Source organism: Mucilaginibacter sp., assembly GCF_035492695.1.
In the GTDB taxonomy this organism is placed as follows: Bacteria; Bacteroidota; Bacteroidia; order Sphingobacteriales; family Sphingobacteriaceae; genus Mucilaginibacter.
The window spans coordinates 15,272-39,357 of sequence record NZ_DATJJC010000026.1 but is presented as its reverse complement, the minus strand read 5'-3'; the positions used below and the strand labels follow the sequence as shown (position 1 = coordinate 39,357).

Annotated in this window: 27 protein-coding genes; 12 read left to right on the top strand and 15 right to left on the bottom strand. The window is 45.0% G+C overall.

Translation table 11 applies throughout. From position 1 onward, the window contains the following. Positions 1-22 precede the first annotated feature (22 nt). Together VL525_RS15250 and VL525_RS15245 are read left to right on the top strand one after the other, a co-directional pair. Positions 23-319, top strand: coding sequence for a hypothetical protein (locus tag VL525_RS15250; RefSeq protein ID WP_325387897.1), 297 nt, complete (start codon positions 23-25; stop codon positions 317-319). Positions 320-695: 376 nt separating this feature from the next. After that, positions 696-3,149: an outer membrane beta-barrel family protein gene (locus tag VL525_RS15245; protein ID WP_325387896.1), complete on the top strand. Its 2,454-nt coding sequence runs from the start codon at positions 696-698 to the stop codon at positions 3,147-3,149. Positions 3,150-3,218: 69 nt separating this feature from the next. Here VL525_RS15245 and VL525_RS15240 read toward each other — a convergent pair whose 3' ends face one another. Continuing rightward, positions 3,219-5,714 (bottom strand): M14 family metallopeptidase, encoded by a 2,496-nt coding sequence (locus tag VL525_RS15240; RefSeq protein ID WP_325387895.1) that lies wholly within the window; start codon positions 5,712-5,714, stop codon positions 3,219-3,221. Between the two features lie 78 nt (positions 5,715-5,792). Next, entirely contained in the window at positions 5,793-6,149 is a 357-nt protein-coding gene (locus VL525_RS15235) for a hypothetical protein (RefSeq protein ID WP_325387894.1), read from the bottom strand. 163 nt (positions 6,150-6,312) lie between these two features. Between VL525_RS15235 and VL525_RS15230 the strand changes: the two genes are divergently transcribed. From VL525_RS15230 to VL525_RS15215, 4 genes are all read left to right on the top strand, one after another. Further along, on the top strand, positions 6,313-6,441 hold the full coding sequence (locus VL525_RS15230) for a hypothetical protein (RefSeq protein ID WP_325387893.1): 129 nt from the start codon (positions 6,313-6,315) through the stop codon (positions 6,439-6,441). Between the two features lie 206 nt (positions 6,442-6,647). Next, on the top strand, positions 6,648-8,804 hold the full coding sequence (gene recQ / locus VL525_RS15225; RefSeq protein WP_325387892.1) for a DNA helicase RecQ: 2,157 nt from the start codon (positions 6,648-6,650) through the stop codon (positions 8,802-8,804). 115 nt (positions 8,805-8,919) lie between these two features. After that, positions 8,920-10,245 carry a UDP-N-acetylmuramoyl-tripeptide--D-alanyl-D-alanine ligase gene (locus tag VL525_RS15220; protein WP_325387891.1) on the top strand — a complete coding sequence of 442 codons (1,326 nt, stop codon included), beginning with the start codon at positions 8,920-8,922 and terminating at the stop codon, positions 10,243-10,245. A 255-nt stretch (positions 10,246-10,500) separates the two neighbouring features. Further along, on the top strand, positions 10,501-10,854 hold the full coding sequence (locus VL525_RS15215; RefSeq protein ID WP_325387890.1) for an MmcQ/YjbR family DNA-binding protein: 354 nt from the start codon (positions 10,501-10,503) through the stop codon (positions 10,852-10,854). A gap of 118 nt (positions 10,855-10,972) precedes the next feature. Here VL525_RS15215 and VL525_RS15210 read toward each other — a convergent pair whose 3' ends face one another. Continuing rightward, positions 10,973-12,109, bottom strand: coding sequence for an FAD-binding oxidoreductase (locus tag VL525_RS15210; RefSeq protein WP_325387889.1), 1,137 nt, complete (start codon positions 12,107-12,109; stop codon positions 10,973-10,975). Positions 12,110-12,169: 60 nt separating this feature from the next. Here VL525_RS15210 and VL525_RS15205 point away from each other — a divergent pair, with 60 nt between their 5' ends. Beyond that, positions 12,170-12,898, top strand: coding sequence for a zinc metallopeptidase (locus VL525_RS15205; protein ID WP_325387888.1), 729 nt, complete (start codon positions 12,170-12,172; stop codon positions 12,896-12,898). Positions 12,899-13,036: 138 nt separating this feature from the next. Here the strand turns inward: VL525_RS15205 and apaG are convergent, their stop codons facing one another. Further along, complete coding sequence (gene apaG, locus VL525_RS15200) at positions 13,037-13,423, bottom strand: Co2+/Mg2+ efflux protein ApaG (protein WP_325387887.1); 387 nt, start codon at positions 13,421-13,423, stop codon at positions 13,037-13,039. A 44-nt stretch (positions 13,424-13,467) separates the two neighbouring features. Next, positions 13,468-14,460 carry a tRNA dihydrouridine synthase DusB gene (dusB, locus tag VL525_RS15195; RefSeq protein ID WP_325387886.1) on the bottom strand — a complete coding sequence of 331 codons (993 nt, stop codon included), beginning with the start codon at positions 14,458-14,460 and terminating at the stop codon, positions 13,468-13,470. Positions 14,461-14,503: 43 nt separating this feature from the next. Between dusB and VL525_RS15190 the strand changes: the two genes are divergently transcribed. The 4 genes from VL525_RS15190 to VL525_RS15175 are packed head-to-tail and all read left to right on the top strand — an operon-like array spanning position 14,504 to position 17,198. Continuing rightward, positions 14,504-15,457, top strand: coding sequence for a CPBP family intramembrane glutamic endopeptidase (locus VL525_RS15190; RefSeq protein WP_325387885.1), 954 nt, complete (start codon positions 14,504-14,506; stop codon positions 15,455-15,457). Beyond that, complete coding sequence (locus VL525_RS15185; protein ID WP_325387884.1) at positions 15,438-15,650, top strand: putative signal transducing protein; 213 nt, start codon at positions 15,438-15,440, stop codon at positions 15,648-15,650. Before VL525_RS15190 ends, VL525_RS15185 begins: the two co-directional genes overlap by 20 nt. Continuing rightward, positions 15,647-16,468: a phosphatidate cytidylyltransferase gene (locus VL525_RS15180; protein ID WP_325387883.1), complete on the top strand. Its 822-nt coding sequence runs from the start codon at positions 15,647-15,649 to the stop codon at positions 16,466-16,468. Before VL525_RS15185 ends, VL525_RS15180 begins: the two co-directional genes overlap by 4 nt. A gap of 22 nt (positions 16,469-16,490) precedes the next feature. Beyond that, complete coding sequence (locus tag VL525_RS15175) at positions 16,491-17,198, top strand: phosphatidylserine decarboxylase family protein (protein WP_325387882.1); 708 nt, start codon at positions 16,491-16,493, stop codon at positions 17,196-17,198. A 189-nt stretch (positions 17,199-17,387) separates the two neighbouring features. Here the strand turns inward: VL525_RS15175 and rplS are convergent, their stop codons facing one another. The 10 genes from rplS to VL525_RS15125 form a co-directional block, all read right to left on the bottom strand. After that, positions 17,388-17,735 carry a 50S ribosomal protein L19 gene (rplS, locus tag VL525_RS15170; RefSeq protein ID WP_325387881.1) on the bottom strand — a complete coding sequence of 116 codons (348 nt, stop codon included), beginning with the start codon at positions 17,733-17,735 and terminating at the stop codon, positions 17,388-17,390. Positions 17,736-18,037: 302 nt separating this feature from the next. Continuing rightward, positions 18,038-18,712 (bottom strand): tRNA (guanosine(37)-N1)-methyltransferase TrmD, encoded by a 675-nt coding sequence (gene trmD, locus VL525_RS15165; RefSeq protein WP_325387880.1) that lies wholly within the window; start codon positions 18,710-18,712, stop codon positions 18,038-18,040. A gap of 81 nt (positions 18,713-18,793) precedes the next feature. After that, on the bottom strand, positions 18,794-19,186 hold the full coding sequence (locus VL525_RS15160) for a VOC family protein (RefSeq protein ID WP_325387879.1): 393 nt from the start codon (positions 19,184-19,186) through the stop codon (positions 18,794-18,796). Next, on the bottom strand, positions 19,179-19,580 hold the full coding sequence (locus VL525_RS15155; RefSeq protein ID WP_325387878.1) for a VOC family protein: 402 nt from the start codon (positions 19,578-19,580) through the stop codon (positions 19,179-19,181). Before VL525_RS15155 ends, VL525_RS15160 begins: the two co-directional genes overlap by 8 nt. Before the next feature lie 31 nt (positions 19,581-19,611). After that, positions 19,612-19,812 (bottom strand): helix-turn-helix transcriptional regulator, encoded by a 201-nt coding sequence (locus VL525_RS15150; protein ID WP_325387877.1) that lies wholly within the window; start codon positions 19,810-19,812, stop codon positions 19,612-19,614. Positions 19,813-19,814: 2 nt separating this feature from the next. After that, positions 19,815-20,249, bottom strand: a complete 435-nt coding sequence (locus tag VL525_RS15145; RefSeq protein ID WP_325387876.1) for a hypothetical protein — start codon at positions 20,247-20,249, stop codon at positions 19,815-19,817. Next, positions 20,246-21,157, bottom strand: a complete 912-nt coding sequence (locus tag VL525_RS15140) for a hypothetical protein (RefSeq protein WP_325387875.1) — start codon at positions 21,155-21,157, stop codon at positions 20,246-20,248. Before VL525_RS15140 ends, VL525_RS15145 begins: the two co-directional genes overlap by 4 nt. A gap of 655 nt (positions 21,158-21,812) precedes the next feature. Beyond that, positions 21,813-21,956, bottom strand: coding sequence for a hypothetical protein (locus VL525_RS15135; RefSeq protein WP_325387874.1), 144 nt, complete (start codon positions 21,954-21,956; stop codon positions 21,813-21,815). 231 nt (positions 21,957-22,187) lie between these two features. Beyond that, a complete protein-coding gene (gene rimM, locus VL525_RS15130) occupies positions 22,188-22,769 on the bottom strand; it encodes a ribosome maturation factor RimM (RefSeq protein WP_325387873.1) in 582 nt (193 codons plus the stop codon). Between the two features lie 29 nt (positions 22,770-22,798). After that, positions 22,799-23,380: a 30S ribosomal protein S16 gene (locus tag VL525_RS15125; protein WP_325387872.1), complete on the bottom strand. Its 582-nt coding sequence runs from the start codon at positions 23,378-23,380 to the stop codon at positions 22,799-22,801. A 149-nt stretch (positions 23,381-23,529) separates the two neighbouring features. Here VL525_RS15125 and VL525_RS15120 point away from each other — a divergent pair, with 149 nt between their 5' ends. Further along, the gene (locus VL525_RS15120; RefSeq protein WP_325387871.1) at positions 23,530-24,060 is read left to right on the top strand and encodes a 5' nucleotidase, NT5C type; all 531 of its coding nucleotides are present in this window, start codon (positions 23,530-23,532) and stop codon (positions 24,058-24,060) included. Positions 24,061-24,086 lie beyond the last annotated feature (26 nt).

Below are 24,086 nucleotides of genomic sequence, written 5' to 3'. Positions count from 1 at the left end.
TTCATACCAAAAAAGCATGCTCATGAAAATGCCATCGACCTATATAAGCCTGCTGCTATTGTGCGGACTTATACTTCTCTTTTACTATACACACAAAGGATCGGCCAGTATTGCTAAACCCGGCCAGGTTCGTCCAATGGTCAAAGACGGCGGGCCGTTGGTCAAAAAATATTTACCGGAGGAAGGAACTGATGTTTATTTGAATAAAAATCAGGGTGATGGAGACAAACAAGAGCAAACCGGGCTAAACGAAAGCGGATTTTCGTTATTTAAAGACGTGATAAGCGGTGTGGCGCCGGCATTAAAAAACTTTAATTGACATTCACCGACAAAAACAGGCCATTCGCGTATGCAAATATCACTTTTCGCCGAAAAACGCAAAAATGGCTGTAACCAATCCACCCGTTACTGCATCTTAATACAAATAACAAAATAATAACCGCGGCAATATCCGCAAGCCTCATTTTAAAGGTTTACTAAAAAAAGAGAGAAATACTCTGAAGGGAGCACTATTGCCCAAACGTACGAGAACTACAAATGGAGAAAGAACAAAGCAGATACAAATAACACCCGTTACTCATCCATAACAACGGTTGAATAACCGGTAAACCAGGCAACTTATTTAACAAACCAAAAAATAAGGGAAAACCCCCTATGGGTCATTTATTGCCCAAATTTTTAAACACACAACAGACATGAAACCAGCTATCCTCAAAATATTTTACACCTTCCTTTTTATTCTTGGAATATCGGGCGCCGCTTTGGCGCAAACTTCCGTACCCGGCGGGCGCATATCAGGCACGCTGCTCGACGAGCACGGAAAGCCAATGATGTTTGCCACCACCAGCCTGTTAAATGCAAAAGACTCCACAATTGTAAAAGGAGCCATAAGCAACGACGCAGGTGTTTATGTGTTTGAGCATATTAAAGACGGGCAATACCTGGTAAAGGCCACTACCGTTGGTTACGACAAGGCCACGAGCAAGCCCTTCACCATTAGTCAGGCATCAAAAAGCGTCACTGTGCCACAGATAGCTATGCAACCGAACGATCATAATTTAAGTACGGTAAATATTGTGGCCAGCAAGCCGCTGATTGAGCAGAAGTCGGACCGGGTAGTTTTGAACGTAGCCGGTAGTGTGCTGGCAGCAGGCAATTCGGCAATGGATATATTGGAGCGGGCGCCCGGTGTGAGTGTGGATAAGGACGATAATATCAGCCTGAAAGGCAAACAGGGTGTAACCGTAATGCTGAACGATAAATTAACCTACCTCACGTCCGCCCAATTAGCTACTTTATTGCGTTCAACAGACGGCAATACGATACAATCGATCGAGATCATTTCGAACCCGTCGGCTAAATATGATGCTTCGGGAAATTCGGGTATTATCAATATCAAGCTTAAAAAGAACAGGCAAACCGGCACCAATGGCAGCATAACTGCCGGCGTTGGTTACGGAAAAAATGGCAAGGATAACGAGACCTTTCAATTGAACCATAAAGAAGGCAGGTTAAACCTGTTTGGTACGTTTAGCCACAACGATAACAAAAGATACCAGAATATCGGCATCAAACGTATTGTTACCGATAGTGTGGGTGGACAAACCTTTTTTGACCAATTCAGCGAACTACCCCAAACCAATCATAACAACAGCTACCGCGTAGGGGCTGATTACGATATCTCGGACAAAAACACCGTAGGCTTTGTAGTTAGCGGCTATTTCAATTCGGAAGTGGACAACAATACCAACACAACGCATATTGGCCCGAACTTTAGCCAGGTGGATTCGTCATTGACGACAGCAGCCGTTTTCAACCAGAGCTATCATAATATTGCTGTTAACCTGAATGATACCTGGAAACTGGATACCGCCGGGCAGCAATTGAATATCGACCTGGACTATTCGAAATTCAAAAATAATTCGAACGCCTATTATATGACCAACTTTTTCCTGGCCGATGGTAGCCAGCAACATCCCGCAGCATTTCTGGGAAACCTGACACCATCGAATATCGATATCCACACCGCAAAGGCTGACTATACCCTGCCCATCACCAAATCAGTAAAATTTGAAACAGGTGTGAAACTGAGTGACGTAAAAACGGATAATGATCTGCAGCAATCTGTGGTTGAGGGCGGGCAATACCTTAGCGTGAACCATTTTATTTACGATGAAAAGATAGATGCAGGTTATATCAATTTCTCAAAGGATTATAAAAACACATCTGTGCAGTTGGGCTTGCGCGGCGAGTACACCAGTTCAAACGCAACCGGCGACTCGCTGAATGTAACCCAGGTTGTATCAAGGCATTACTTCAACCTGTTCCCAAGTGTGTTTATTAATCATACTATTAATGATAAGAACGAGATCGGTATTTCGTACAGCCGCCGTATCGACCGCCCGCAGTATGATAACCTGAACCCGTTTGTGTATCACCTGGACCCATATACCTATCAAAAAGGCAACCCTTATTTGAAACCGCAGTATACCAACAACTTCGAGTTGAACTATACCTATAATAAGAGTATCAATTTAAGCCTGGGCTATAGCCGTACCACGGACGTAATATCTGAGATACCCGGGGCCGACCCCAAAACAAAGATCGGTTTTGTGACCAGCCAGAACTTACAAACGCAGATAAATTACAGCGCCAACCTGTTTGCACCATATACCATTAACAAATGGTGGAGTGGTAATGCGAACGTTACGGTATTCTACCTGGGCTTTAAATCGAATGGATTAGAAGGTGCAAACCTCGACCGCGGCCAGACAGCTTATCAAATAAGGGCCAACGAAACATTCACCCCGATAAAAGGCTACAGGTTTGAACTGACAGGCAATTACCAATCAGCGTTGACCTATGCATTGTTTTATGTAAAACCGCAATATAGCGTAGATGCCGGGGTGAGCCATTCGTTCCTTAACAAAAAGGCAAACCTTAAATTCTCGGTGAGCGATATATTTAACATGCGCCGCAACGACGTTACCAGTAAGTACCAGAGCGTTGACTTTGATATCAGGCAGAAACGCGAAACACGCATCGCAAGACTGACATTTACTTACAATTTCGGAAGCACCAAGATAAAAATGCGCAAGCACGAAACCGGCGCGGATGACCTGAATAACAGGGTGAAAGGGGCGAATTAAGTTTGCAGTTATTAGTTGGCAGTTTGCCGTTGGCAGTTTTATAGAGGCCGCTGCAAACTGCCAACTAAGTTACTGTCCTACCATAAACACCGCGTTGCCAAAAAGCAGTTTGCCGTTCTCCCAGAAGCTGCGGAACAGCGGATCATCAACCATATAGACTACCGAGCCACGCCCCAAATTCTGCACGCCGAACAGCAGACCGTTTTTTATCTTTTCTTTAGCCTTTTGGCCCACAAAACCCTCGACATATCCGTTCTTGCCCACGGTACCAACGTTCCATCCGTCGTCATCAAGATATTTGTACAGATCGTCGTCGAGTTTAAGGCTGAAATAATATTTATCGAGTCCAAAACCAAGCGGATGGGTATTGTCCATATCCACTTTGTAGATAGCGCCCGGTACATTTGAGCGTATGGCTTCATGATCACGGTCGGCGTAGGATCTTACCAGGTCCGACCGGTCCTTTGTCGTATCGCTTTTATCGTCCTTAACGGCCTTAATGGAAAAACCTTTTTTATCGGTCAAAAGCGAAATGATATTTTGCATAGCTATCAATTTACCGCCATCGTGCACCCAGCTTTGCAATTTGTCGACCGGCAGGTCCTCGTAATAACCATCAGGAAATATAGCAACATCAAACTGGTTCCATTTTATTCGGTCCAGGTCTTTATATGTTACTATTGTAACCGGGTAATTGATCTCCTTTTCAAAATAGAACCATATCTCGCCCATCGCTTCTGCGGAAACGCCCTCGCCGGAAACAAGCAGCACGCGCGGTGCACGGATAAATTTGACCGCATGCGAACCCAGGTCGACACCTTTATCGGCAAAACCCGAGCTCAGGGGTGTCAGTTCGCGGTTACAGTCAGCGGCGACTTTTTGAACTGTTTCATCAAAATTCTCACTATTGCCGGCCCTGCTAATAATCAATGACCCTGCTGCAAATTTCTTACCAGCCGCTTCGAATGGCTTTTCAGAATAACGAACTTTGATGTTATTGCGCAGCAGTCCGGCCAAAAACTTAACATCATACCACGACCTCCAGGGAGACACGTAGGCATAAGCATGTGGATTGCCAGCCCTAACTGCCTGCATACTGCTTGCTTTGGCAAGGTCATTTTTAAGCCCCTCTTTAATCCCGTAAGCCTTCAGCCCATAGGCATAGGGCAACGCCCAGGCGGTAATATCATAGGTGTTGGAATCGGCCACAAAAGTTTTAGGTTCAAGCAGTACATTTACCAGGACAGCCTTGGGCTGGTAGGCGCTTATTACCATATCCTTTTCCCCTATTTCAAAATCCTCTGTTTTCCCGGTGACGTAGTTATAGCCGTTGCTTTTCTCTTTTACGCCGAAGGAATATTTAATGCCGTTACGGGAAAGCATAGCACCCAGCATACCGATCTTATCCTGGTTGTCGTTTTTGATGACGTATGTTTTATAGTCGCCCGGTGGGTTGGCCCGGCTGTTATCAAAATATTTCTTAAACTCCTCCAAAGCTTTTGCACCGTTTGCCGAAACGGTTTCGACAGTGCTCAGGCTATTGGAAAGATGGTGCGAGATACGATCTGCAAGCGTTAAAGTATCGCCGCTGCGCGTGGCTATGGCCAGCCCGGCCCCTATTCCGCCCTGCTCGTATGTCATGCCGATGGACCCGTTATAGATGGGGTAAGTATCGCCGTAAGATGGATAAAGCAAGTCATATTCTTCTTTTGTATAGTACAGCCACCCTTGCTGATCGAAATATTTGGCGTTATTCCTGCCTATGATCACCTGGAACTCCTTTTGCCATGCGGTAATGTCGCGGTGGAACGGCTCGGCAGCCGGCGCAAAATAATACGGGGAATTATAGCCCTGTTCGTGAAAATCGACATGGACCTCGGGCAGCCATTGATTGAATAAGGCGACCCTTGCTTTAGTTTCTTTTTGCGTTTGCCAGGCCCAGTCGCGGTTCAGGTCGTAATAATAATGATTTATCCTGCCACCCGGCCATGGTTCGCTATGTTCGCGTGCAACAGGGTCGGCATCAGGTGTAACTCCTGCTACCGAGCAATAAAAATTAATGTACCGTTCGCGCCCGTCAGGATTCAGGCAGGGGTCGATAACGACTACCGTATTTGCCAGCCACGGTTTTGTACGGGTATTAGCCGGATCGGCCAGTTCAAAAAGCGTCTGCATGGATGCCTCGCTCGAGCTGGGTTCGTTGCCATGTACGTTGTAGCTTAACCATACAATAACCGGGGCGTTTTTTAATGATGAATTACTATCGCCCTGACCTGCCAGTGATAGGTTATGCTGCCTGATCTCGGGTAATCGGTTGATATTTTCGTCCGATGCAATAAACATGACCATCAACGGGCGGCGCTCGTTAGTGGTACCGTATTGCTGTAGCCTGACGTTTTTTGATACGCCGGCCACATATTTAAAATAATCTACAATACGGGTGTGTGGGGTAAATTGCGAACCCAGTTTATAGCCCAAAAACTCGGACGGCGACTGCATCTGCTGCGCTAAAACCGGCGCGGCACATAGGAGTAAAATAAATGATAAGCGTAGTTTTTTCAGCATAGTGATTAGCTAAGCTAAAAATAAAATTTTGAATAGCACAACATGTGCCTATTAGGCAGTATCTGTTATTAATTAGGGTTAACAAACTGTTCTGAAACGAGACAAAACTTCGTAAACAATATCAGGATCTTTTTGAGCATGATAATTAAAATGTAAACTATCGAAATCTTTGTACTTGTCATTGATGGAAAACGGAAATCGGCTACTAATCAATTTTGGCTTTTCCCATTGTTGGGCAATCACTCCTAATGGTTGGTCATAAGCAACACTCCATGTAGCCTTTCCACCGCTTATTTTTGGCAGGTAATTTAGCCGTAAAATCTTATCAATAATTTGCGGTAATTCCCAACCTTCATCTATTTCTAGTTCCAATCTATTGTCAAATGCATCATCACCTTGTGACACGGCCATTCTGGTAAGCAATATTTTCTTCACATCATATTAGATAAGTAAGTGCTTGCTAGGTGGCTTGAATATATGAATAAGTTTTTAAAACCGAACCGACCTTGCACGATTCCTTCCTAAGAAAAGAAGGGCTCTACGTGATATGCATATCGCATCTTTGTTTTCTCAGTACATATCTGTATTATATTTTAATATGACCCATAGGGTATACCTGTTTGTAGCAAACGGAAAATTAAACGATTATTGCCTCGTTAGAGGCTACCCTTCGCCGTCATTTAAGGCATGGAAGGAAAGGCTTGTTACCTATCTTGCGGATGGGTAGCCTCTACGAGGCATAAATTTCATTCGTCGTTTTTTCTACAAATAGGTAGAGCCTACGGCTCACCGTCTTCATGCCCTATAGCATCCCGCAGTTACAGAGGTGGTTTCAAATCTAATAAATAACAAAATGCTAAAATTTTAAGCATTTCACTATTGCATCAAATCAAAAATCTGCACATTTGCATATCTGCACATTCACGTATCAGCATGACACCAATACAAGCCTTACAAAAGTATTTTGGATACAGCGAATTCCGGCACCAGCAGGAGGCTATTATCCGGAATATTCTGGCCGGCAAGGATGTTTTGGTGCTGATGCCTACAGGTGGCGGTAAATCGCTGTGTTACCAGTTGCCGGCGGTTCTGATGGATGGTTTGACCATTGTGATCTCTCCGCTCATCGCCCTGATGAAGGACCAGGTGGACAGCCTGAACCTGAATGGTATACCGGCTGCTTTTCTAAATTCATCACAATCGCCGGATGAGCAGGCCCGGATAACTGAAAAGCTGAAAAAAGGCGAGATCAAATTGCTTTACCTGGCGCCGGAGCGTTTGTTTGGTTCGGGCAGTAACCTCATCAATTTTTTGAGATCGCTGCCGGTTTGTTTGATAGCTATTGACGAAGCGCATTGTATATCGCACTGGGGACACGATTTCCGGCCGGAGTATCTGATGCTGGCGGGTTTGAAAAACGACTTTCCTAATATCCCGGTTGTGGCGCTTACCGCTACTGCGGATAAACTTACCCGCAAGGATATTCTTGAAAAATTAGACCTGAAGAACCCATCGGAATTTGTTTCCTCATTCAACCGGGCCAATATAACCTATCGCGTACTGCCCAAAAAGGATAGTTTTAACCAGCTGCTGGATTTTTTGGAGAACCGCAAAGAGGATTCGGGCATTATTTATTGCCTGTCACGTAAATCTACAGAGGCACTGGCGACCGACCTGAAGGCTGAAGGTTATGCCGCAGAGGCCTACCACGCCGGTATGGACCATGCCGACAAGGCTCGCAACCAGGAGGCATTTTTACGTGATGATGTCAGGATAATTGTGGCTACCATTGCCTTTGGTATGGGTATCAATAAATCGAACGTTCGCTATGTGGTGCACGCCGATCTGCCTAAAAATATCGAGGGATACTACCAGGAAACAGGGCGCGCCGGCCGTGATGGCCTTCCATCGGATACGCTGCTTTTATATTCGTATGGTGATGCGACGAAGCTGAAGGGTTTTGCCAAAGTTGACGGCAACGAGGAACAAAGCGCCATTATGCTGAAAAAGCTGGACGATATGGTGAAATACAGCCAGCTGCAAACTTGCCGCCGGCAATACCTGATGCGCTATTTTGATGAGGATTTCCCGGATAACTGCGGATCGTGTGATGTGTGCCTGAGCGAGGTGGAGAAATTCGACGGCACGCTTATCGCCCAAAAAGCGCTTTCGGCGGTAGCAAGATTGAAGGAACGGTTCGGCAATACTTACGTGATCGATTTTTTGCGGGGATCGAAACGGGAAAAGATACGCGAGGAACATAAACAACTAAAAACCTATGGCGTTGGCGCTGATATTCATCGCGCCGACTGGTTCCGTTACATCCGCGAGCTGGTTACCTTAGGATATTTGCAAACTACGGACGACGAATACCCGGTTTTAAAACTGACCGATAAAAGCGACGCGGTATTAAAAGGGCTGCAAAAGGTTGAACTGATAGCAACACAAACTACGGAAGAACGCGAACCCGAAATTATACCTTACGAAGCCGGCTTGCTGAGCGAGCTGAAACTTATCCGCAGGGACATTGCCGCCAATCAAAATGTGCCGCCTTATCTTATCCTTTCGGACGCCGCTTTGCAGGAAATGGCCACTTACCTGCCGCAAACACTGGACGAACTGCGTTTAATATCAGGTTTTGGCGATGTGAAGCTGGCAAAATACGGGCGCGATTTTTTGATACCGGTTAAAAATTATTGCGGTAAGCATGAACTGACATCTCGCATGGCGCAAAAATCTGCTAAAAAGGAGCGGAAGGCCCCCAAAGCGCGGAACAACGGAAAATTACGATCTTCGGATACACGGCTGGCAAGTTTTACTTTATTTCGCGCAGGTAAAAGTGTGATGGAAATTGCCGCCGAACGCAGCTTATCGCCGATGACGGTTGAAAGCCATTTGGGTTATTTTATCCAGTCTGGCGAAATAGAGGTTACGGAGATTGTGAATGAAAGCAAAATTCCTGCTATAAAGGACGCCGTTGACAGCTATGGGTACGAAAGATTAGCGCCATTGAAGGAAGTGCTGGGAGATAACTATACTTATGGCGAAATTAAGGCGGTGATTGGGTGGATGAATAAAAACAATAATTAAACCACTTTGTCATTTCGACGAGGTACGAGGAGAAATCTTAAACAAGCGAAACCGGCGCCCTGGTTGGCGTATAAGATTTCTCACTATCGTTCGAAATGACATCCTTACTATTGAAATGACAACCGAACAACTATACCAGATCTATTTAAAACACCCCGTCATAAGCACGGATACCCGCAAAATTACACCGGGCAGCCTGTTTTTCGCATTGAAAGGTGATAAGTTTGATGCCAATAGCTTTGCCGGACAGGCCATAGCCGCAGGCGCGGCCTATGCCATTATCGATAATGCTGCCTACCGGCTTGGCGAGCAATATATTTTAGTTGACGATGTATTGACGGCACTGCAGGACCTGGCCCGGCACCACCGCCGGCAATTGACCATATCTGTTATTGGATTGACGGGCACCAATGGAAAAACCACCACTAAAGAACTGATCAGTGCGGTATTATCGCAACATTTCAATGCTTATGCCACGCAGGGTAATTTGAATAACCATATCGGTGTACCGCTTACCATTTTATCTATTAATTCGGCTCACGAGGCGGCGGTGATAGAAATGGGCGCCAATCATCAAAAGGAGATCGGGCTGCTTTGTACCATTTCGCAACCAACACATGGGTTGATAACCAATGTAGGCAAGGCGCATTTGGAGGGATTTGGCGGCGTTGAGGGCGTGAAAAAAGGTAAAGGCGAACTTTATGACTATATGAAGGCGACAAACGGTATCACTTTTGTAAACAGTGACAGTACTGATCTGATGGCGATGCAGTATGCGCGATCGCTGAAAAACGTGGTGATGTATGGAAGTATCGACCTGGAAAACCTGGTTTCGGGCCAACTAACGGAAAATTCGCCCTACCTGAGCCTGCAATGGACCAATAACCAAACCGGCGAAAGTTATGATGTCAGGTCGCAGTTGACCGGCGCCTATAACCTGGATAATATATTAGCGGCGATTTGCATCGGGGTTTATTTCAAACTGAAACCGGAACAGATCAATGCGGGAATCAGCGGCTATCAGCCTAAAAACAACAGGTCGCAGATAACGCAAACAGCTACGAATACACTGATATGTGATTACTACAATGCCAACCCGAGCAGCATGTTTGTTGCGATAGAAAACCTGGGCAAGTTAACAGCCAAACGCAAGGTTTTAGTTTTGGGCGATATGTTCGAGATGGGGCAAGAATCGGCTGCAGAACATGCTGCGGTGATACGAAAAGCGCTGGATACGGAAGTGGATGAGGTGATTTTTATCGGAGGTGAATTTGGAAGTCAGAAGGCGAAAGCCGGAAGCCGGAAGCCGGATACTGTTAAATTTTATGTTACAGTAGAACAGGCTATAGCTGCTTTAAGAGACGAACCTATAAAAGAATCTACCGTATTGATCAAAGGTTCGCGCGGTATGGCACTGGAGAGGCTGGTGGAGTTGTTTTGAATTAATATACTCTGTCGTTTCGAACGGGCGCAGCGAGGAGAAATCTTTTCGAACAGACAGGCGGAACGCATGTAAAGCGTTTAAGATTTCTCGCATACGCTCGAAATGACAGGGCTTTTATAATTGGTTTTCTTCCAACATGTCGTTTCGAACGAGCGCAGAGAAATCTTTTCGAAGATGCAGGCGGATTTGCAAGGTGTATAAGATTTCTCTCTGTCGTTCGAAATGACAACAGGAATTACAAATAAGGATCTAATGACTACTGACCCCTTCATATACCTCCAATTTATCCGCAATACCATGGCGGCGCTGCCGGGTACAACCGAAGGTTTGAGCCACGGGACGCCTGCTTTTTATGTGCAAAAAAAAATGCTTTGCCGGTTATGGGAAAATGGTGAAGTGCTGGTAATACGGACCGATGAACGCGACAAATGGATAGCAAAGGATCCTGATACCTATTTCTTTACCGATCACTACCGCAATTATCCCTGCCTGCTGGTTAACCTGCCAAAAGTTGATCCGGAGGAACTGAAAATATTACTGATCAAAGCCTGGATGGACCGAGCCTCCAAAACCCAATTGAAAGCTTACCAGGAAAACATACACTAAGGTGTTCACGCAATGGTCAATTTTGTGGCACTTTTTGGGATAGCCAAAAATTGGAAACACTGATAATCAAACAGTTGAACCGGTTTAAAGCTTGGCAAGCGGCGTTTGCGTGAACACTTTATTGTAACACTAACCGGGCTACTTCCTCTCCAACCAGGCTTCCCATAGCTACACCCATGCCATTACAGCGCACAGCACAGTAAATATTAGGCTGTACTTCCTTTACGATAGGGCTGATATCTTCGCCAAAACCCATGATGCCGCTCCACCAATAATCGATCTCCGCGTTTTGCCCGGGAAGGATCATTTCGTTAAGATAGGTTGTCAATTGCTCCTTTACTTTTTCAGTATGGCCGAAGTCCCAGGTTTCTTCCTTTTTAAAATCAATATTGCGCCCGCCGCCGAACAGCACGCGGCCGTCGATATTGCGGAAATAGTAGTAACCTTCGTTGAAGTGATAGGTGCCCTTAAGCTTTAAACCTAGCACTGGTTTAGTCACCAATACCTGCCCGCGACCGGGGATGACATCCAGTTGCGGGTACAACTGGGCGGCGAAAGCGTTGGTGGCCAGTATTACTTTCGGGGCAATAAAATCACCCTGCGAAGTTTGGAGACGGATTTTATCATCCTCGTTTTCAATTTGATTGACGCTGCAATTATTCAGCACCAAAATATCCTGCTCATAAACCCGGTTGAGCAGCGTACGCATCATTTTACCGGTATGCAGCTGGCCCTCGTAAGGTGTATAAATGATACGATTGACCCCTTTTAAGCCAAAATCAGCTATTTTGGCATCGGCAACTGCATATATGTCAGCGCTCCCGATGGCTTTTGCCAGCAAATTGTTAAAATACGTTAAATGATCGAGCGCTTCTTCGGCCTTGTCTGCTTCATTATCCATGAAGAGTTCATGGCCGCCATACTGGTGAAAATCGATGTTAGCATCGCCCAGGTTGGCCCGTAGGCGCTGTAGTCCGCGCCATTTGTAATCCACCAGCCTCAAAACCTCTTCTTCTGAGGACCGTTTGAGATATTCCATCTGCTCGGAAAGCGTGCCGAAACAGGCAAAACCCGCGTTTTTGGTGCTTGCGCCGCTGGGGAGAAAGCCACGTTCGAGCACAGTAACTTTCAGTGATGGCTGCTGCCGTTTTAAGTGCAGAGCCGCACTTAAACCGACTATGCCGCTGCCGATGATAATGACATCGGCATTATCCGTAAATGCGGTACGTTCCCAGTATGAAAATGTATGCTCCAAGCCCAAAAGTATAAATTAGGTGGAATAATTTTTGAAATACCCAGTTTAAATCATATTACTATGGATCATTTATCATTCATTACAGGATATATCACGCTAAACTCGGCATGGCTGCTGATGATCGTCATCGCGGTGGTGAGTTTTATCGTGCAGTGGCGTTTTAAAAGCAAGTTCAATCAATACGCACAGATCGGTTTATCATCCGGCATGTCGGGACAGGAAGTCGCCGAAAGGATGCTAAGGGATAATAATATTACCGACGTGAAGGTTATTTCGGTCGAAGGTCAATTGACCGACCACTACAACCCTGCGGATAAAACAGTTAACCTTAGCCCCGACGTGTTCTATAGTCGCAGCATTGCCGCGGCGGCTGTCGCTGCTCACGAATGCGGGCATGCGGTGCAACATGCAAAAGCTTACGCGTGGCTCAGCCTGCGTTCATCGCTGGTGCCGGTTGTCAACGTTGCTTCGACGCTTACCCAATGGACACTGTTCATCGGCGTAATGCTGCTTTTCTTTACGCACAATCCTTTGGTATTGGCCGTCGGTGTTGCCGCTTTGGCGCTGGTTACGCTGTTCAGTTTTATAACACTGCCGGTTGAGTTCGATGCCAGCCGCAGGGCCCTGGCATGGCTGAATAACAATTACAGCGTTATGCAAACAGGCGAGGAGCATACCCAGGCCAAAGATGCGCTTTGGTGGGCCGCCATGACCTATGTAGTTGCTGCGCTAGGTTCGCTGGCTACGCTGCTTTACTATGCATCGTTTTTATTTAACAGGAGAAATTAAGTAAGTCGAAAATCTTGAGTACCAAGTCTTAAGTCCCGCTTGTGTTTACAGGTGGGGCTTCTTATTTTATTAAATATGCGCCAATGAAAAAGGCTGCCTGAATTACGGCAGCCTTTTTATCTTGAGTGGATCGATTTTTTAATTCATCCTGTAAGGAGTTATCAAATAAAATTCCGGTATCTGTACGTCAAATGCGGCATTGTCCATTAAACGGGTCATCTGGTATTGCCCCCTCATGCTGCCCATATCAGTTTTCAGGTTACAGCCCGATACATATTCGTGGGTGCTACCCGGTTCAATAATCGGTTGCTGACCTACAACGCCTTCGCCCTCAACTTCTCTTTTTGCACCGTTCGAATCGAAAATTTCCCAGTGCCTGCGCATTAACTGTACTGCATTGTGTCCAACATTTTCGATGCTGATCTTGTAAGCGAACATATAATGATCGTTGGCAGGGTTGGAGTATTCTGGCTGGTAGATGGTTTCTACAGAAACTTTGACGCCGTCGGTAATTGTAGTTATCATAGCAAACTGTGAATGATTCTAATATGTATTTACCATTTCAAATATCACGCCACTTCTGCGCTATAATTGTCAGCCACTTCAAATAATATTTCGTTGATCTCCTCAAAAGTTGAGGCAGTTACCAGTTTCATGCGGTATTCTTTAAAGTGGTCGATACCTTTAAAATAGTTGGAATAGTGCCTGCGCATCTCAAAAACGCCCGTTTTAAGGCCTTTCCACTCGATGGATTTTTCCAGGTGAATGCGGCAAACTTCGACACGTTCGGCAATGGTGGGTTTTTCCAGGAATTCGCCGGTGTTGAAAAAATGTTTAATTTCTCTGAAAATCCAGGGATATCCTATCGCCGCACGACCGATCATCATTCCGTCGACACCAAATTCCATGCGCCAGGCGGCAGCTTTTTGTGGCGAATCGATGTCACCGTTACCAAAAATGGGGATTTTTATTCCCGGATTCTTCTTGATCTCGCGAATCAAAGTCCAGTCGGCAACACCCTTGTACATCTGTGAGCGGGTACGGCCGTGTATAGTTAAGGCTTTAATCCCTACATCCTGCAGGCGTTCGGCCACCTCGTATACATTTTTTGTATTATCGTCCCAACCGAGGCGTGTTTTAACGGTTACAGGGAGATGCGTAGCTTCCACAACAGCTTTGGTCATGGCTACCATTTTATCTATATCCTGCAATAAACTTGCGCCAGCGCCACGGCAGGCCACATTTTTAACCGGGCAGCCGTAGTTAATATCGATCAGGTCGGGATTAACCTGGCTCGCAATTTCCGTTGCTTCGCGCATGTGTTCGATATCACTGCCGAATATTTGTATGCCGATGGGACGTTCGTACTCAAAAATATCCAGTTTCTGCCGGCTTTTAGCTGCATCGCGTATCAGTCCCTCGCTCGAGATGAACTCGGTATACATCATATCCGCGCCGTTTTGCTTGCACACGTAACGGAAAGGCGGATCGCTCACATCCTCCATTGGCGCCAGCAGCAGCGGGAATTCCCCTAAGTCAATATTTCCTATTTGTACAGACATCCTTATCTTTGACGTGGCAAAATTACGAATTTTACCCCAAATTATGACAGAAGGCTCTTCTAACCCCATACCACACAAGCAAATACATCCCGGATTACAGTTTTTGATATTAATGGGGATACTGATAGCAACCATCATTGCGGGCAACTTTATTGCCGGGGCCATTGTCGTCGTAAGATACGGTACTGACACTTTACTCGATATTGCTAATCTGAAACTTGGTTCGCAGCAGGTGCAAAGCTCGTTATGGACCATCCAGTTTATTGGCACTACGCTGCCTATTCTGGTCACGCCTATCATTTTTGCCTATCGTATCGTTCACGATCCGGATGATTATATAAAACATCATTTTGATTATCCCCGGATGCTGATGGCGGTAGTTTTTGTGGCGATGCTGGCTGTATTTCCGTTTATACAATACCTGGGCGACCTCAATTCAAAAATGGTGTTGCCCGAAGCGCTGAAGGGGGTGGAGCACTGGATGCGCCAAAGCGAGGACGAAGCACAAAAACTATCGGACACCATGATGCGGATGCCAACCTTTTGGAGCATGATATATGATCTGCTCTTTATCGGCCTGCTGACGGCGATTGTGGAAGAAATATTATTCAGGGGATGTTTCCAGACCGTATTTTTCCGCTGGACCAAACATATACATGTGGCTATCTGGATCACTGCTATCCTGTTCAGCGCCTTTCACCAGGAGTTTTATGGCTTTCTGCCACGGCTGGCGCTGGGGCTGCTCTTTGGGTATTTTACAGCCTGGAGCGGGAGTATATGGCCGGCGATATTGGCCCATTTTGTAAATAATGGAACCGCGGTAGTGTGGACCTACCTGCTGCAAAACAACATAACCAACCTTGACCCCGACAAACAAAAGCTATTCAGCAATGTCATCTTCGTTGCAAGTTTTTTAGCAACGATGTTATTATTGTTTTTTTATAAGTATATTTCAGACAAATGGCAGGCTGCTCATCATGGAGAAGAACTGGATTAAAATTTTTTCGTCAACCAATTACTACCAGGCCGAGATAGTGAAGCAGATGCTTATTGAACACCAGATAGATACCGTACTACTTAATAAACAGGACTCGTCGCACCGCACCTTTGGGCAAATTGAGGTCTACATCCATCAGAAAGACTTCAGCGATGCCATTGAAGCGATGATCCTGAACCAGATCAATCCATGAAAACACGCGCCATTACCGGCTTCTTCTTTATTATAGTTATGCTTGGCTCCATGTTACTTGGCGGGCGGGTATTCGACGCTTTTTACCTGATTTTGGCCATATTGTCGCTTATAGAATTTTACAGGCTGATGAAGGGCAGTGGTTCATCGCCGGCACAGCTTTTAGGCGTATTTACCGGGATATTGGTTTATTTGACAAGCGTACTGATGGGCTCTTTTGATCCCGATCTGCCAGTTCATAGCCTTATGCTGCTGCTGGTACCTGTTATGGCCGCCGTATTTATACAGGAACTTTACCGCAAGTCGGCTGCGCCGTTCGCCAATATCGGCTACACCTTTTTGGGAGTAATATTCGTGGTAGTACCTTTTTCTTTTTTTCATGCTTTGGGTTACACCCGTCTCCTGGGCGATTACAGTTTCCACATCCCGCTGGGTTTTTTCATTATGCTGTGGGCTAATGATACAGGCGCTTATTTAAGCGGTTATTTTTTCGGCCGGACCAAGCTTTTCGAGCGGCATTCGCCCAAAAAAACCTGGGAGGGCTTTATCGGTGGTGTGCTGATAGCCTGCCTGGCCGGGTATATATTGAGCCTTTTTTATGCTGAACTGCCCTGGTACCAATGGGTAACCGTTGGAGGACTTATAGGCTGCTTTGGTACTTTGGGCGACCTGGTCGAATCGATGTTCAAACGCAGCATCAATGTAAAGGACTCCGGTAACATATTACCCGGGCACGGAGGCCTGCTCGACAGGTTCGACGGTCTGCTGCTGGCTGCTCCAATTGTTTATACCTACCTCTACTTCGTTACAAATTTGTAATTTTGTACAAAATTTCCAGTACATGACCATTCATAAAGAAGGATATACCTCTATAGCGCTTTGCGTGTTGCTGATATTCGTGTCGAACGCCCTGATACAATTCTATTACCCTTCGGCGCATACGCTGAAGTGGATCGTCTACATACTGTCCGGACTTTTGTTCATTATCATCCTGCAGTTTTTCCGCAGCCCTCGGCTACATATTACCACGGATGAAAAAAGCGTACTTTGTCCGGCTGATGGCAAGGTTGTAGTGATAGAGGAAACCGACGAAACCGAATACCTCAAGGACCGCCGCATACAAATATCAGTGTTCATGTCTCCTATCAATGTGCACGTAAACCGCAACCCGATCGCAGGCGTTGTTAAATATTTTAAATATCACCCGGGCAAATACCTGGTGGCCTGGCACCCAAAATCATCAACCGAGAACGAGCGTACCACCGTTGTTATTGAAAACAGCAAGGGCGTACCTGTATTATTCCGCCAGATAGCTGGTGCACTGGCGCGCCGCATTGTGTGGTATGTGAAGGAAGGCGACAAAGTGGACCAGGGACAGCAGTTCGGGTTTATCAAATTTGGTTCGAGGGTGGATGTTTTCCTTCCGTTGGGAACAAAGATCAATGTAGAGATCGGTGAGGTGGTAAAAGGAGGACGTACAGTGTTGGCTGAATTGGTTGAACCGGTTAAGCCAGTAGCTAAAACAACTTCAAAAACGAAAGCCGTTTAATTCCTACTCCAAGATTATCTTTTCGACAAGGTACGAGGAGAAACCTTGTACGTCATACGCCGCGCGGATATTCAAGTCGTTTAAGATTTCGCTGTTGCTCAAATGACAAGTTCTTATAGAATAAAACGCATAAAAAAGCCCTCCTGAAAATACAGGAAGGCTTTATATTTTGTTATCCCGCGAGGGAAATTAAACTCTTTTTGATTTGATACGGGCTGCTTTACCGGTCAATTCGCGCAGGTAGAACAGTTTGGCACGGCGAACTTTACCACGGCTGTTTACATCCACTTTATCGATATTTGGCGAATTTACAGGGAAAATACGCTCAACGCCGATACCATTTGAAACCTTACGTACAGTAAAAGTTTCGTTGTTACCATCACTGTTACGCTGGATAACAACACCCTGGTAAACCTGGACACGTTCCTTGTTTCCTTCTCTGATTTTATAGTGTACGCTAACAGTATCACCTGCTTTAAATGCAGGAAGTTGCTTTTTTTCTACTGATTGCTCTTCGACAAATTTTATTAAATCCATGATTTCTAAGCTCTAAACGCAATTTTTAACCCGTAAAAATCGGCTTGCAATAATAGGGATTTTATTTTAATTTAAAAAGTAAGATTTAAAAATTTCCACATTTTGCCAAATGTTAACATTTTTAGATGATAGGAGGCTATTTGATAACTCAAACAACTAATAATCCGAATATCATTTCGACGAGGTGCGAGGAGAAATCTTGTACGACACGCACGGTAGACGATATCAGGTATATAAGATTTCTCTTCGCTCCAACGCTATTCCCACCGCATGCTCATCGAAATTACATACAGTTTATTGAACTATTTCAGCAGATCCGGTCTCCGCTGCTTCGTCCGTTCCACGGCTTGCTCAAAGCGCCATTTTTCTATTTCGGGGGTATTGCCGCTCAATAATATTTCGGGTACCCGGTTACCGTTCCAGTCGGCCGGGCGGGTATAAACCGGCGCATCCAGCAGGTCGTCCTGGAAAGAATCGGACAAGGCCGAAGTCTCGTCGCTTAGTACGCCGGGTATCAGCCTGATCACAGCATCTACTAAAACTGCCGCGGGCAGCTCTCCGCCCGAAAGCACATAGTCGCCAATAGATATCTCGCGGGTTACAAACAGGTCGCGTATGCGCTGGTCGATGCCTTTATAATGCCCGCAAAGGATAATGATGTTTTTTTTGATGGACAACTGGTTGGCTATCGGCTGGTTCAACGTTTCACCATCTGGTGTCATAAAGATCACTTCGTCATATTCACGTTCGCTCTTTAATTTTTCGATACATGCGGCAAACGGCTCAATGGTCATCACCATACCACTGCCTCCGCCAAACGGATAATCGTCCACACTTTTATGCTTGTTGGTAGCATAATCGCGCAGATTATGCACTACTATTTCGGCTATGCCCTTTTTTTGCGCACGCTGTAAAATAGAATGGGCGAAAGGGCTTTCGAGCAAGCCCGGTAAAACAGTGATCAGATCAAAGCGCATGGCGCAAAGATAGCTTTCTTTGAGCGGAAAGCTAAAAGCAGAAAGTTCAAAGCTTTTTGCTTTAACTCTCCAGATTGCGGTTCAATGTAACGGCTTACAAATTTCCCAATGGTGGCCAAAGGGGTCAATCACCAGCCCTAAGCGATAGCCGTAGTCCTGGTCGGCAACCGGATAAACTTCCCTGGCGCCGGCTTCAACGGCCTTTTTTGCAACTGCATCGGGGTCTTCGACCAGCAAGCCTATCCTTATACAAATGCCGCCCAGGCTTTCGGGACTAAAATTGCCGTGTTCGGGTGACTCATCCGCCAGGAAAAATCGTGCACCACCTATGGAAAGCTCGGCCACTACCGAACCGTCATCGCCCGTAATACACATCAACTCTTCGGCGTCAAAAGCTTTTTTATAAAAATCAACGGCTGCTGCGCCATTCCTTACCGATAAGGTGGGTATAATGGCTGCCTTATAACTATTCATTTGTTTGAGGTATTGTTTTTTGTATTTGCCAATGGTGACCAAAAGGATCAACAAATGAACCCTGCCTGTAGCCATAAAAATAATCCTGCGCCGGCGATTTTAATTTTGCCCCGGCTTGTATTGCCTGGTTAATGACCGCATCTACATCTTCGACAAATAAGCCGATCGTTACCGTAGTTCCGTCGGCTTTATCCGGACTGAGGCTATAATTTTGAGTTATTTCGTGTAAATGAAATAAGGCGCCGTTAATTTCCAATTCCGATACATGTATGGTACCATCATCATTGCTAAAACGGCGCAGCTCTGTGGCGCCAAACGCATTTTTATAAAATTCAACATCGGTAACGCCGTTGGGAATTGTTAACTCAGGCGCAAAAATAGGTTTTGACTGCATATCGAATGTCTTGGTTTGATTATTGATTTTGTTAGTCGTCTTCCTCTAATATAAATATCTCTTCAAGCGGTTTGCCAAAAACCCGGGCTATCTTTAGTGCCAGTACCGTTGAAGGTACGTATTTATTGCTTTCGATAGTATTGATGGTTTGGCGCGATACATTCACCGCTTCGGCCAGGTCGGCCTGGGTAATATCTTTAATGGCGCGTTCCACACGTATATTATTTTTCATAGCTATCCCTCCCGGCTTAACGAACGGTTCAGCCGGAAAATAACCCAGCGGAAACGGATGATGAAAAATATAAGGGGAACCCACAGGTTTAGTTCGAGCATGTGACCCACATCTTCAATAAAAACGAGGCTGGCGATAAGGATGATGTAGTTAATGTATATAGCCCATCGCAGGGAATCGAGCCTGATCTGCCATATCTGCTCGTCCTCCATTTTTTCTTTAGCAAAAGCGACAAAGAATAACCCCGTTGCCATAACCAATGAAGTGCAAATGAAGAACAAATGTTCGCCCGAAAATGGCCCGCCATTGGTAGGCTGTGCATCCATGATATTGATCATACCATGCGAACGTCCAAGCATGCTTAAAGGTACATGCACTATAACCAGCCCCCAGCCCAAGTAGCGGAACCAGTAAGGAAACAAAAAACGATTTTTCATAAGGCCAGCTCCCCTTTGCCGTTTTGTTTATTGTACTTCCAAAGAATATAGTTAAAGCGCAGCACAAAAAACAGCGCTATGGTACCCAGGTTAAGGAACATCACGATCATGAAATCGAAAAAGTAGAAGAAAAAGTTGGCAAGCAGCAGAACGGCATAGTTAATATAAACCGCCAGTTGCATCGACTCGAGGCGAAGTGTTGATACAAACTCATCTTCGTTGTGCCTTTTGCTATATCCCCATATCATCAGGCTGAACGGCAGAAGTAAAAACATGGTTTCTATCCAGTCTTTCGGTTCGGTATTGCCTTTAAAAAACCAGGAACCTACGAATGCGATCAGGATGATCACTAACAGCGGTACCGAGACGGCCTGCCCGATCATTTTATATGGCCGCTCGGGCAGGTAAACTAGTTTATCCAACTTATATTCGCCGTTCTTGCTGTAGCGCAAGTAATAATAGCGTGCTATAAATATCAATAAAGGCGTAAATAAGTTATAGGTTGATATCCCCATAATATCGGCAAAGGAACCAAGCGCACCTTTGTCCAATTTCAGTAATTCGATAGCCACGGTTAAGACAAGCCAAACCATATAGATAATATAATTAACCAAAACCGCCCAGTATAAGGCATTGTACCGGATGCGTGCCGTTAGTTCATCTTCCTTTTTTTCGCGGGCAAAGGCTACCAAAAACAAGCCGATAATAACCAGTGCAAGTGCCAGAGTTTTGGTAAGGTCCTGGTAAAACGGAGCGTGAAAGAACCGGGTTGGCGGCGGAACGGTTATGCCAAAACCGGGAATCTTATAGTCGTTATAAACCACCAGGTAACCTAACACGAATCCCGGCAGGGCCATGATCCAGCCAAAGGGCCGAACCAGGTTGGGTAGTAAAAAACGTGATCTCATGATTTGTCAATTTTGATTGACCAAATGTAAAACATACTTTTTATAATGTCAAGTTTATTTTACATTTTTTCACGATCATCTTTTCCACCTTTAATGTAACCCTGTAATTATCGGGAAAGAAATTCTAAGGTATTATCTATTGTCGATCCTGTTTATTGTAATTACAGGCCTGGTATGCATAGTGCTATTTGTAAATGGCATTCTCTGAGCGAGTATTATAAGACACAGTTATCCCATCTGACATGATGCCCAATAAATTCGGCAAAAATTAAGGAACTTCCTTTCCTAATATTTCGGCGCCATGTGGTTCATACCGGTTGCGAAATAGACTATTGTTATCAGAGCTGATAAACAGAGAAAGAAAATTAAGAAGTTGGTATAGTGCTCCCGCGTTGGTTCACCTTCTACTATCGCTATGAAAGATTGTTTGATTTTTTCCATAAGAAATAATTTTAATACAGACGATAATACAACAACGGTGCCAGTGCTGGCATAGCCGGGATAATCCAATATTAAACCATTGAGCAACAGCTAATTTTTTATTCAGCAGCGAATAGATTACTTCTTTCGAAGCGTGCAGTTTAGTAAACAGTTTACAATGCAGGTGTACAACGGTTCTGCCGGTATAACGGCCAAAATCATCATGCTTTACTTCTTATACCTTCCCGAATTGTGTGAATTCCAAAAGCACCCAAACTACAACGGAAACTGCGAGAATAACAATAGAAACATTAATAAAATGTTCTTTACGCGGCTCACCGGCCACTACTTCAACAAAGGACTGTTTGATTCTTTTCATGCGAGTAATTAATACGTTGCGACTAAGGCAATTACAATGCCATATTGTTTCTTAAGCTGCATTGGATCTTTACGATAGCGAACCGTTTATTTTTTTCCGCAAAATGTGTAACATGTTTTTTACACATCGGGTATGTTTGCCACACCAGTTACAGCCCACGAAGATCAATGAGCATTTTGCACGGCAGATCTAATACCATTAGATAGAAAGCACTTAAAAGTGGACCCTATTTTATTCGAGGTAGATATCCAGCAGGCCTTCGGGCAGATCGACCAAAACAATACCTTTCACCACATCGATGCTTTTGATGATCTCTTCGTTGAGCGGGAAAAGCACTTCGCAGTTTTTATAATGAACGGTGGCTATAAATTGCTGTGGCAATTCCTGGATGTGGGTGATCTCGCCCAGCTCGCCTTCATTTTCGTCAACAGCGGTGAACCCTAAAAGGTCTGCCAGGGTGAAATCGCCTTTTTTCTTTTTGGGTTTTAATTTATTGGGGAGGTAAACATCTTTCTTAACCAGTCTGGATGCTTTCTCGATAGTATCTATGTCCTCCAGGAAAAGATTGGCGGTATTATTATGGCTTTGATATTTAACCGACTCAACAAAGTAGGGTACCAGCTTTCCGGCCATATCGACAAATATCGCGTTGAAATCGATCATGTCCAGGTCCTCAAAGGCCACGTACATTTGCAGTTCGCCCTTTAAACCTTTGGTCTTTAAAACGGTGCCTATTTTGAAGCTATCTTCTATCGTCATATCCTTTTCCTCTTGTTGCCCGGTAGCAAACAAAAATAGCGAAGTACTTTTCAATACTTCGCTATCTCTTAAGTTTTATCCGATTACTCAGCGCTTTCGGCTTCTGCCGATGCATCAGCTTCGGTATCAGCTGCAGGAGCTTCCGTTTCGGCCTCAGCAACTGGTGCTTCGGTTTCTTCCTCAGCAACTTCTGCTTCTTCAGCCGGAGGAGTATTTTTAGCAGCTATTGCAGCAGCTCTTTCTTCCTTCTTTTTAGCCTCAGCAGCTAAAGCAGCTTTGCGGGCATCTTGCTTTGCAGTCGTTAAGCTTTCTTTTTTACCGGTGATCTTGCCTTCTTTCTGATCAAGCCAGGTCTGGAATTTAGACTCAACCTGTTCTTCGGTCAAAGCACCTTTTTTAAGGCCGCCCTGTAAATGTTTTTTGTACAAAACACCTTTGTACGACAATATCGCACGGCAGGTATCGGTTGGCTGTGCGCCATTGTTTACCCAATCAAGGGTTTTGTCAAAATTAATGTCAATTGTAGCGGGATTGGTGTTTGGGTTGTATGAACCTAAACGCTCAATGAAGCGGCCATCTCTTGGAGCACGCGCGTCTGCCACTACGATATAGTAAAAAGGTTTCCCTTTTTTACCATGTCTTTGCAGTCTGATCTTAGTTGCCATTTTTTGTTTTTATGTATCCAACATTATCCCCGGAGTCTCCTTCTGCGGGGATGCAAAGGTAAAAAAATATATTTTAAATTCTAAATCTTATAAATAATTAAAGTTCAGGCGGATTTTAAAAATTATTGGCAACTTGTGGCGGATATATTATGGAACAAAAAATACGCCTGGCCATTGATATGGACGAGGTTTTGGCCGATACCATAGATAAGTTTATCGAAGTTTACCGGCAGGACCATCAAACCGAAATATTGCTTGAAGAAATGAGCGGCAAGGAATTTCATGAATTGCTGCCCGACACTTTGAACGAAAGCTGGCGTACTTATGTAAATGCGCCGGGGTTTTTCCGCGATCTTAAAGTGATGCCGGGCAGCCAGGATGTGGTGAAGGAATTATGCAATAAATATGATGTTTATATTGTTTCGGCCGCCATGGAATTTAAGAACTCACTGGTAGATAAGCTTGATTGGCTGGGCGACCACTTTCCCTATATCGGCTGGAAAAACATTATTTTTTGCGGCCACAAAATAGTCGACGTGGGAATCATGATCGATGACCGAATCCGCAATTTCGCAGGTTTTCATGGTCGCCCCATCCTGTTCTCTTCGCCACACAATCACCTGGTAACCGAATATGAACGGGCAAATAACTGGGCCGAAATTGCCGATAAATTACTCTGAACAGGGTTTTTTGCAATAAAAGATAT

What these genes read in the sequence shown, in the direction of transcription:
- VL525_RS15250 (WP_325387897.1), top strand. Translation starts at nt 23, where the DNA reads ATGAAAATGCCATCGACCTATATAAGCCTGCTGCTATTGTGCGGACTT.
- VL525_RS15245 (WP_325387896.1), top strand. Translation starts at nt 696, where the DNA reads ATGAAACCAGCTATCCTCAAAATATTTTACACCTTCCTTTTTATTCTT.
- VL525_RS15240 (WP_325387895.1), bottom strand. Translation starts at nt 5,714, where the DNA reads ATGCTGAAAAAACTACGCTTATCATTTATTTTACTCCTATGTGCCGCG.
- VL525_RS15230 (WP_325387893.1), top strand. Translation starts at nt 6,313, where the DNA reads ATGACCCATAGGGTATACCTGTTTGTAGCAAACGGAAAATTAAACGAT.
- recQ (WP_325387892.1), top strand. Translation starts at nt 6,648, where the DNA reads ATGACACCAATACAAGCCTTACAAAAGTATTTTGGATACAGCGAATTC.
- VL525_RS15220 (WP_325387891.1), top strand. Translation starts at nt 8,920, where the DNA reads ATGACAACCGAACAACTATACCAGATCTATTTAAAACACCCCGTCATA.
- VL525_RS15215 (WP_325387890.1), top strand. Translation starts at nt 10,501, where the DNA reads ATGACTACTGACCCCTTCATATACCTCCAATTTATCCGCAATACCATG.
- VL525_RS15205 (WP_325387888.1), top strand. Translation starts at nt 12,170, where the DNA reads ATGGATCATTTATCATTCATTACAGGATATATCACGCTAAACTCGGCA.
- apaG (WP_325387887.1), bottom strand. Translation starts at nt 13,423, where the DNA reads ATGATAACTACAATTACCGACGGCGTCAAAGTTTCTGTAGAAACCATC.
- dusB (WP_325387886.1), bottom strand. Translation starts at nt 14,460, where the DNA reads ATGTCTGTACAAATAGGAAATATTGACTTAGGGGAATTCCCGCTGCTG.
- VL525_RS15190 (WP_325387885.1), top strand. Translation starts at nt 14,504, where the DNA reads ATGACAGAAGGCTCTTCTAACCCCATACCACACAAGCAAATACATCCC.
- VL525_RS15185 (WP_325387884.1), top strand. Translation starts at nt 15,438, where the DNA reads ATGGAGAAGAACTGGATTAAAATTTTTTCGTCAACCAATTACTACCAG.
- VL525_RS15180 (WP_325387883.1), top strand. Translation starts at nt 15,647, where the DNA reads ATGAAAACACGCGCCATTACCGGCTTCTTCTTTATTATAGTTATGCTT.
- VL525_RS15175 (WP_325387882.1), top strand. Translation starts at nt 16,491, where the DNA reads ATGACCATTCATAAAGAAGGATATACCTCTATAGCGCTTTGCGTGTTG.
- rplS (WP_325387881.1), bottom strand. Translation starts at nt 17,735, where the DNA reads ATGGATTTAATAAAATTTGTCGAAGAGCAATCAGTAGAAAAAAAGCAA.
- trmD (WP_325387880.1), bottom strand. Translation starts at nt 18,712, where the DNA reads ATGCGCTTTGATCTGATCACTGTTTTACCGGGCTTGCTCGAAAGCCCT.
- VL525_RS15160 (WP_325387879.1), bottom strand. Translation starts at nt 19,186, where the DNA reads ATGAATAGTTATAAGGCAGCCATTATACCCACCTTATCGGTAAGGAAT.
- VL525_RS15155 (WP_325387878.1), bottom strand. Translation starts at nt 19,580, where the DNA reads ATGCAGTCAAAACCTATTTTTGCGCCTGAGTTAACAATTCCCAACGGC.
- VL525_RS15150 (WP_325387877.1), bottom strand. Translation starts at nt 19,812, where the DNA reads ATGAAAAATAATATACGTGTGGAACGCGCCATTAAAGATATTACCCAG.
- VL525_RS15145 (WP_325387876.1), bottom strand. Translation starts at nt 20,249, where the DNA reads ATGAAAAATCGTTTTTTGTTTCCTTACTGGTTCCGCTACTTGGGCTGG.
- VL525_RS15140 (WP_325387875.1), bottom strand. Translation starts at nt 21,157, where the DNA reads ATGAGATCACGTTTTTTACTACCCAACCTGGTTCGGCCCTTTGGCTGG.
- VL525_RS15135 (WP_325387874.1), bottom strand. Translation starts at nt 21,956, where the DNA reads ATGAAAAGAATCAAACAGTCCTTTGTTGAAGTAGTGGCCGGTGAGCCG.
- VL525_RS15125 (WP_325387872.1), bottom strand. Translation starts at nt 23,380, where the DNA reads ATGGCAACTAAGATCAGACTGCAAAGACATGGTAAAAAAGGGAAACCT.
- VL525_RS15120 (WP_325387871.1), top strand. Translation starts at nt 23,530, where the DNA reads ATGGAACAAAAAATACGCCTGGCCATTGATATGGACGAGGTTTTGGCC.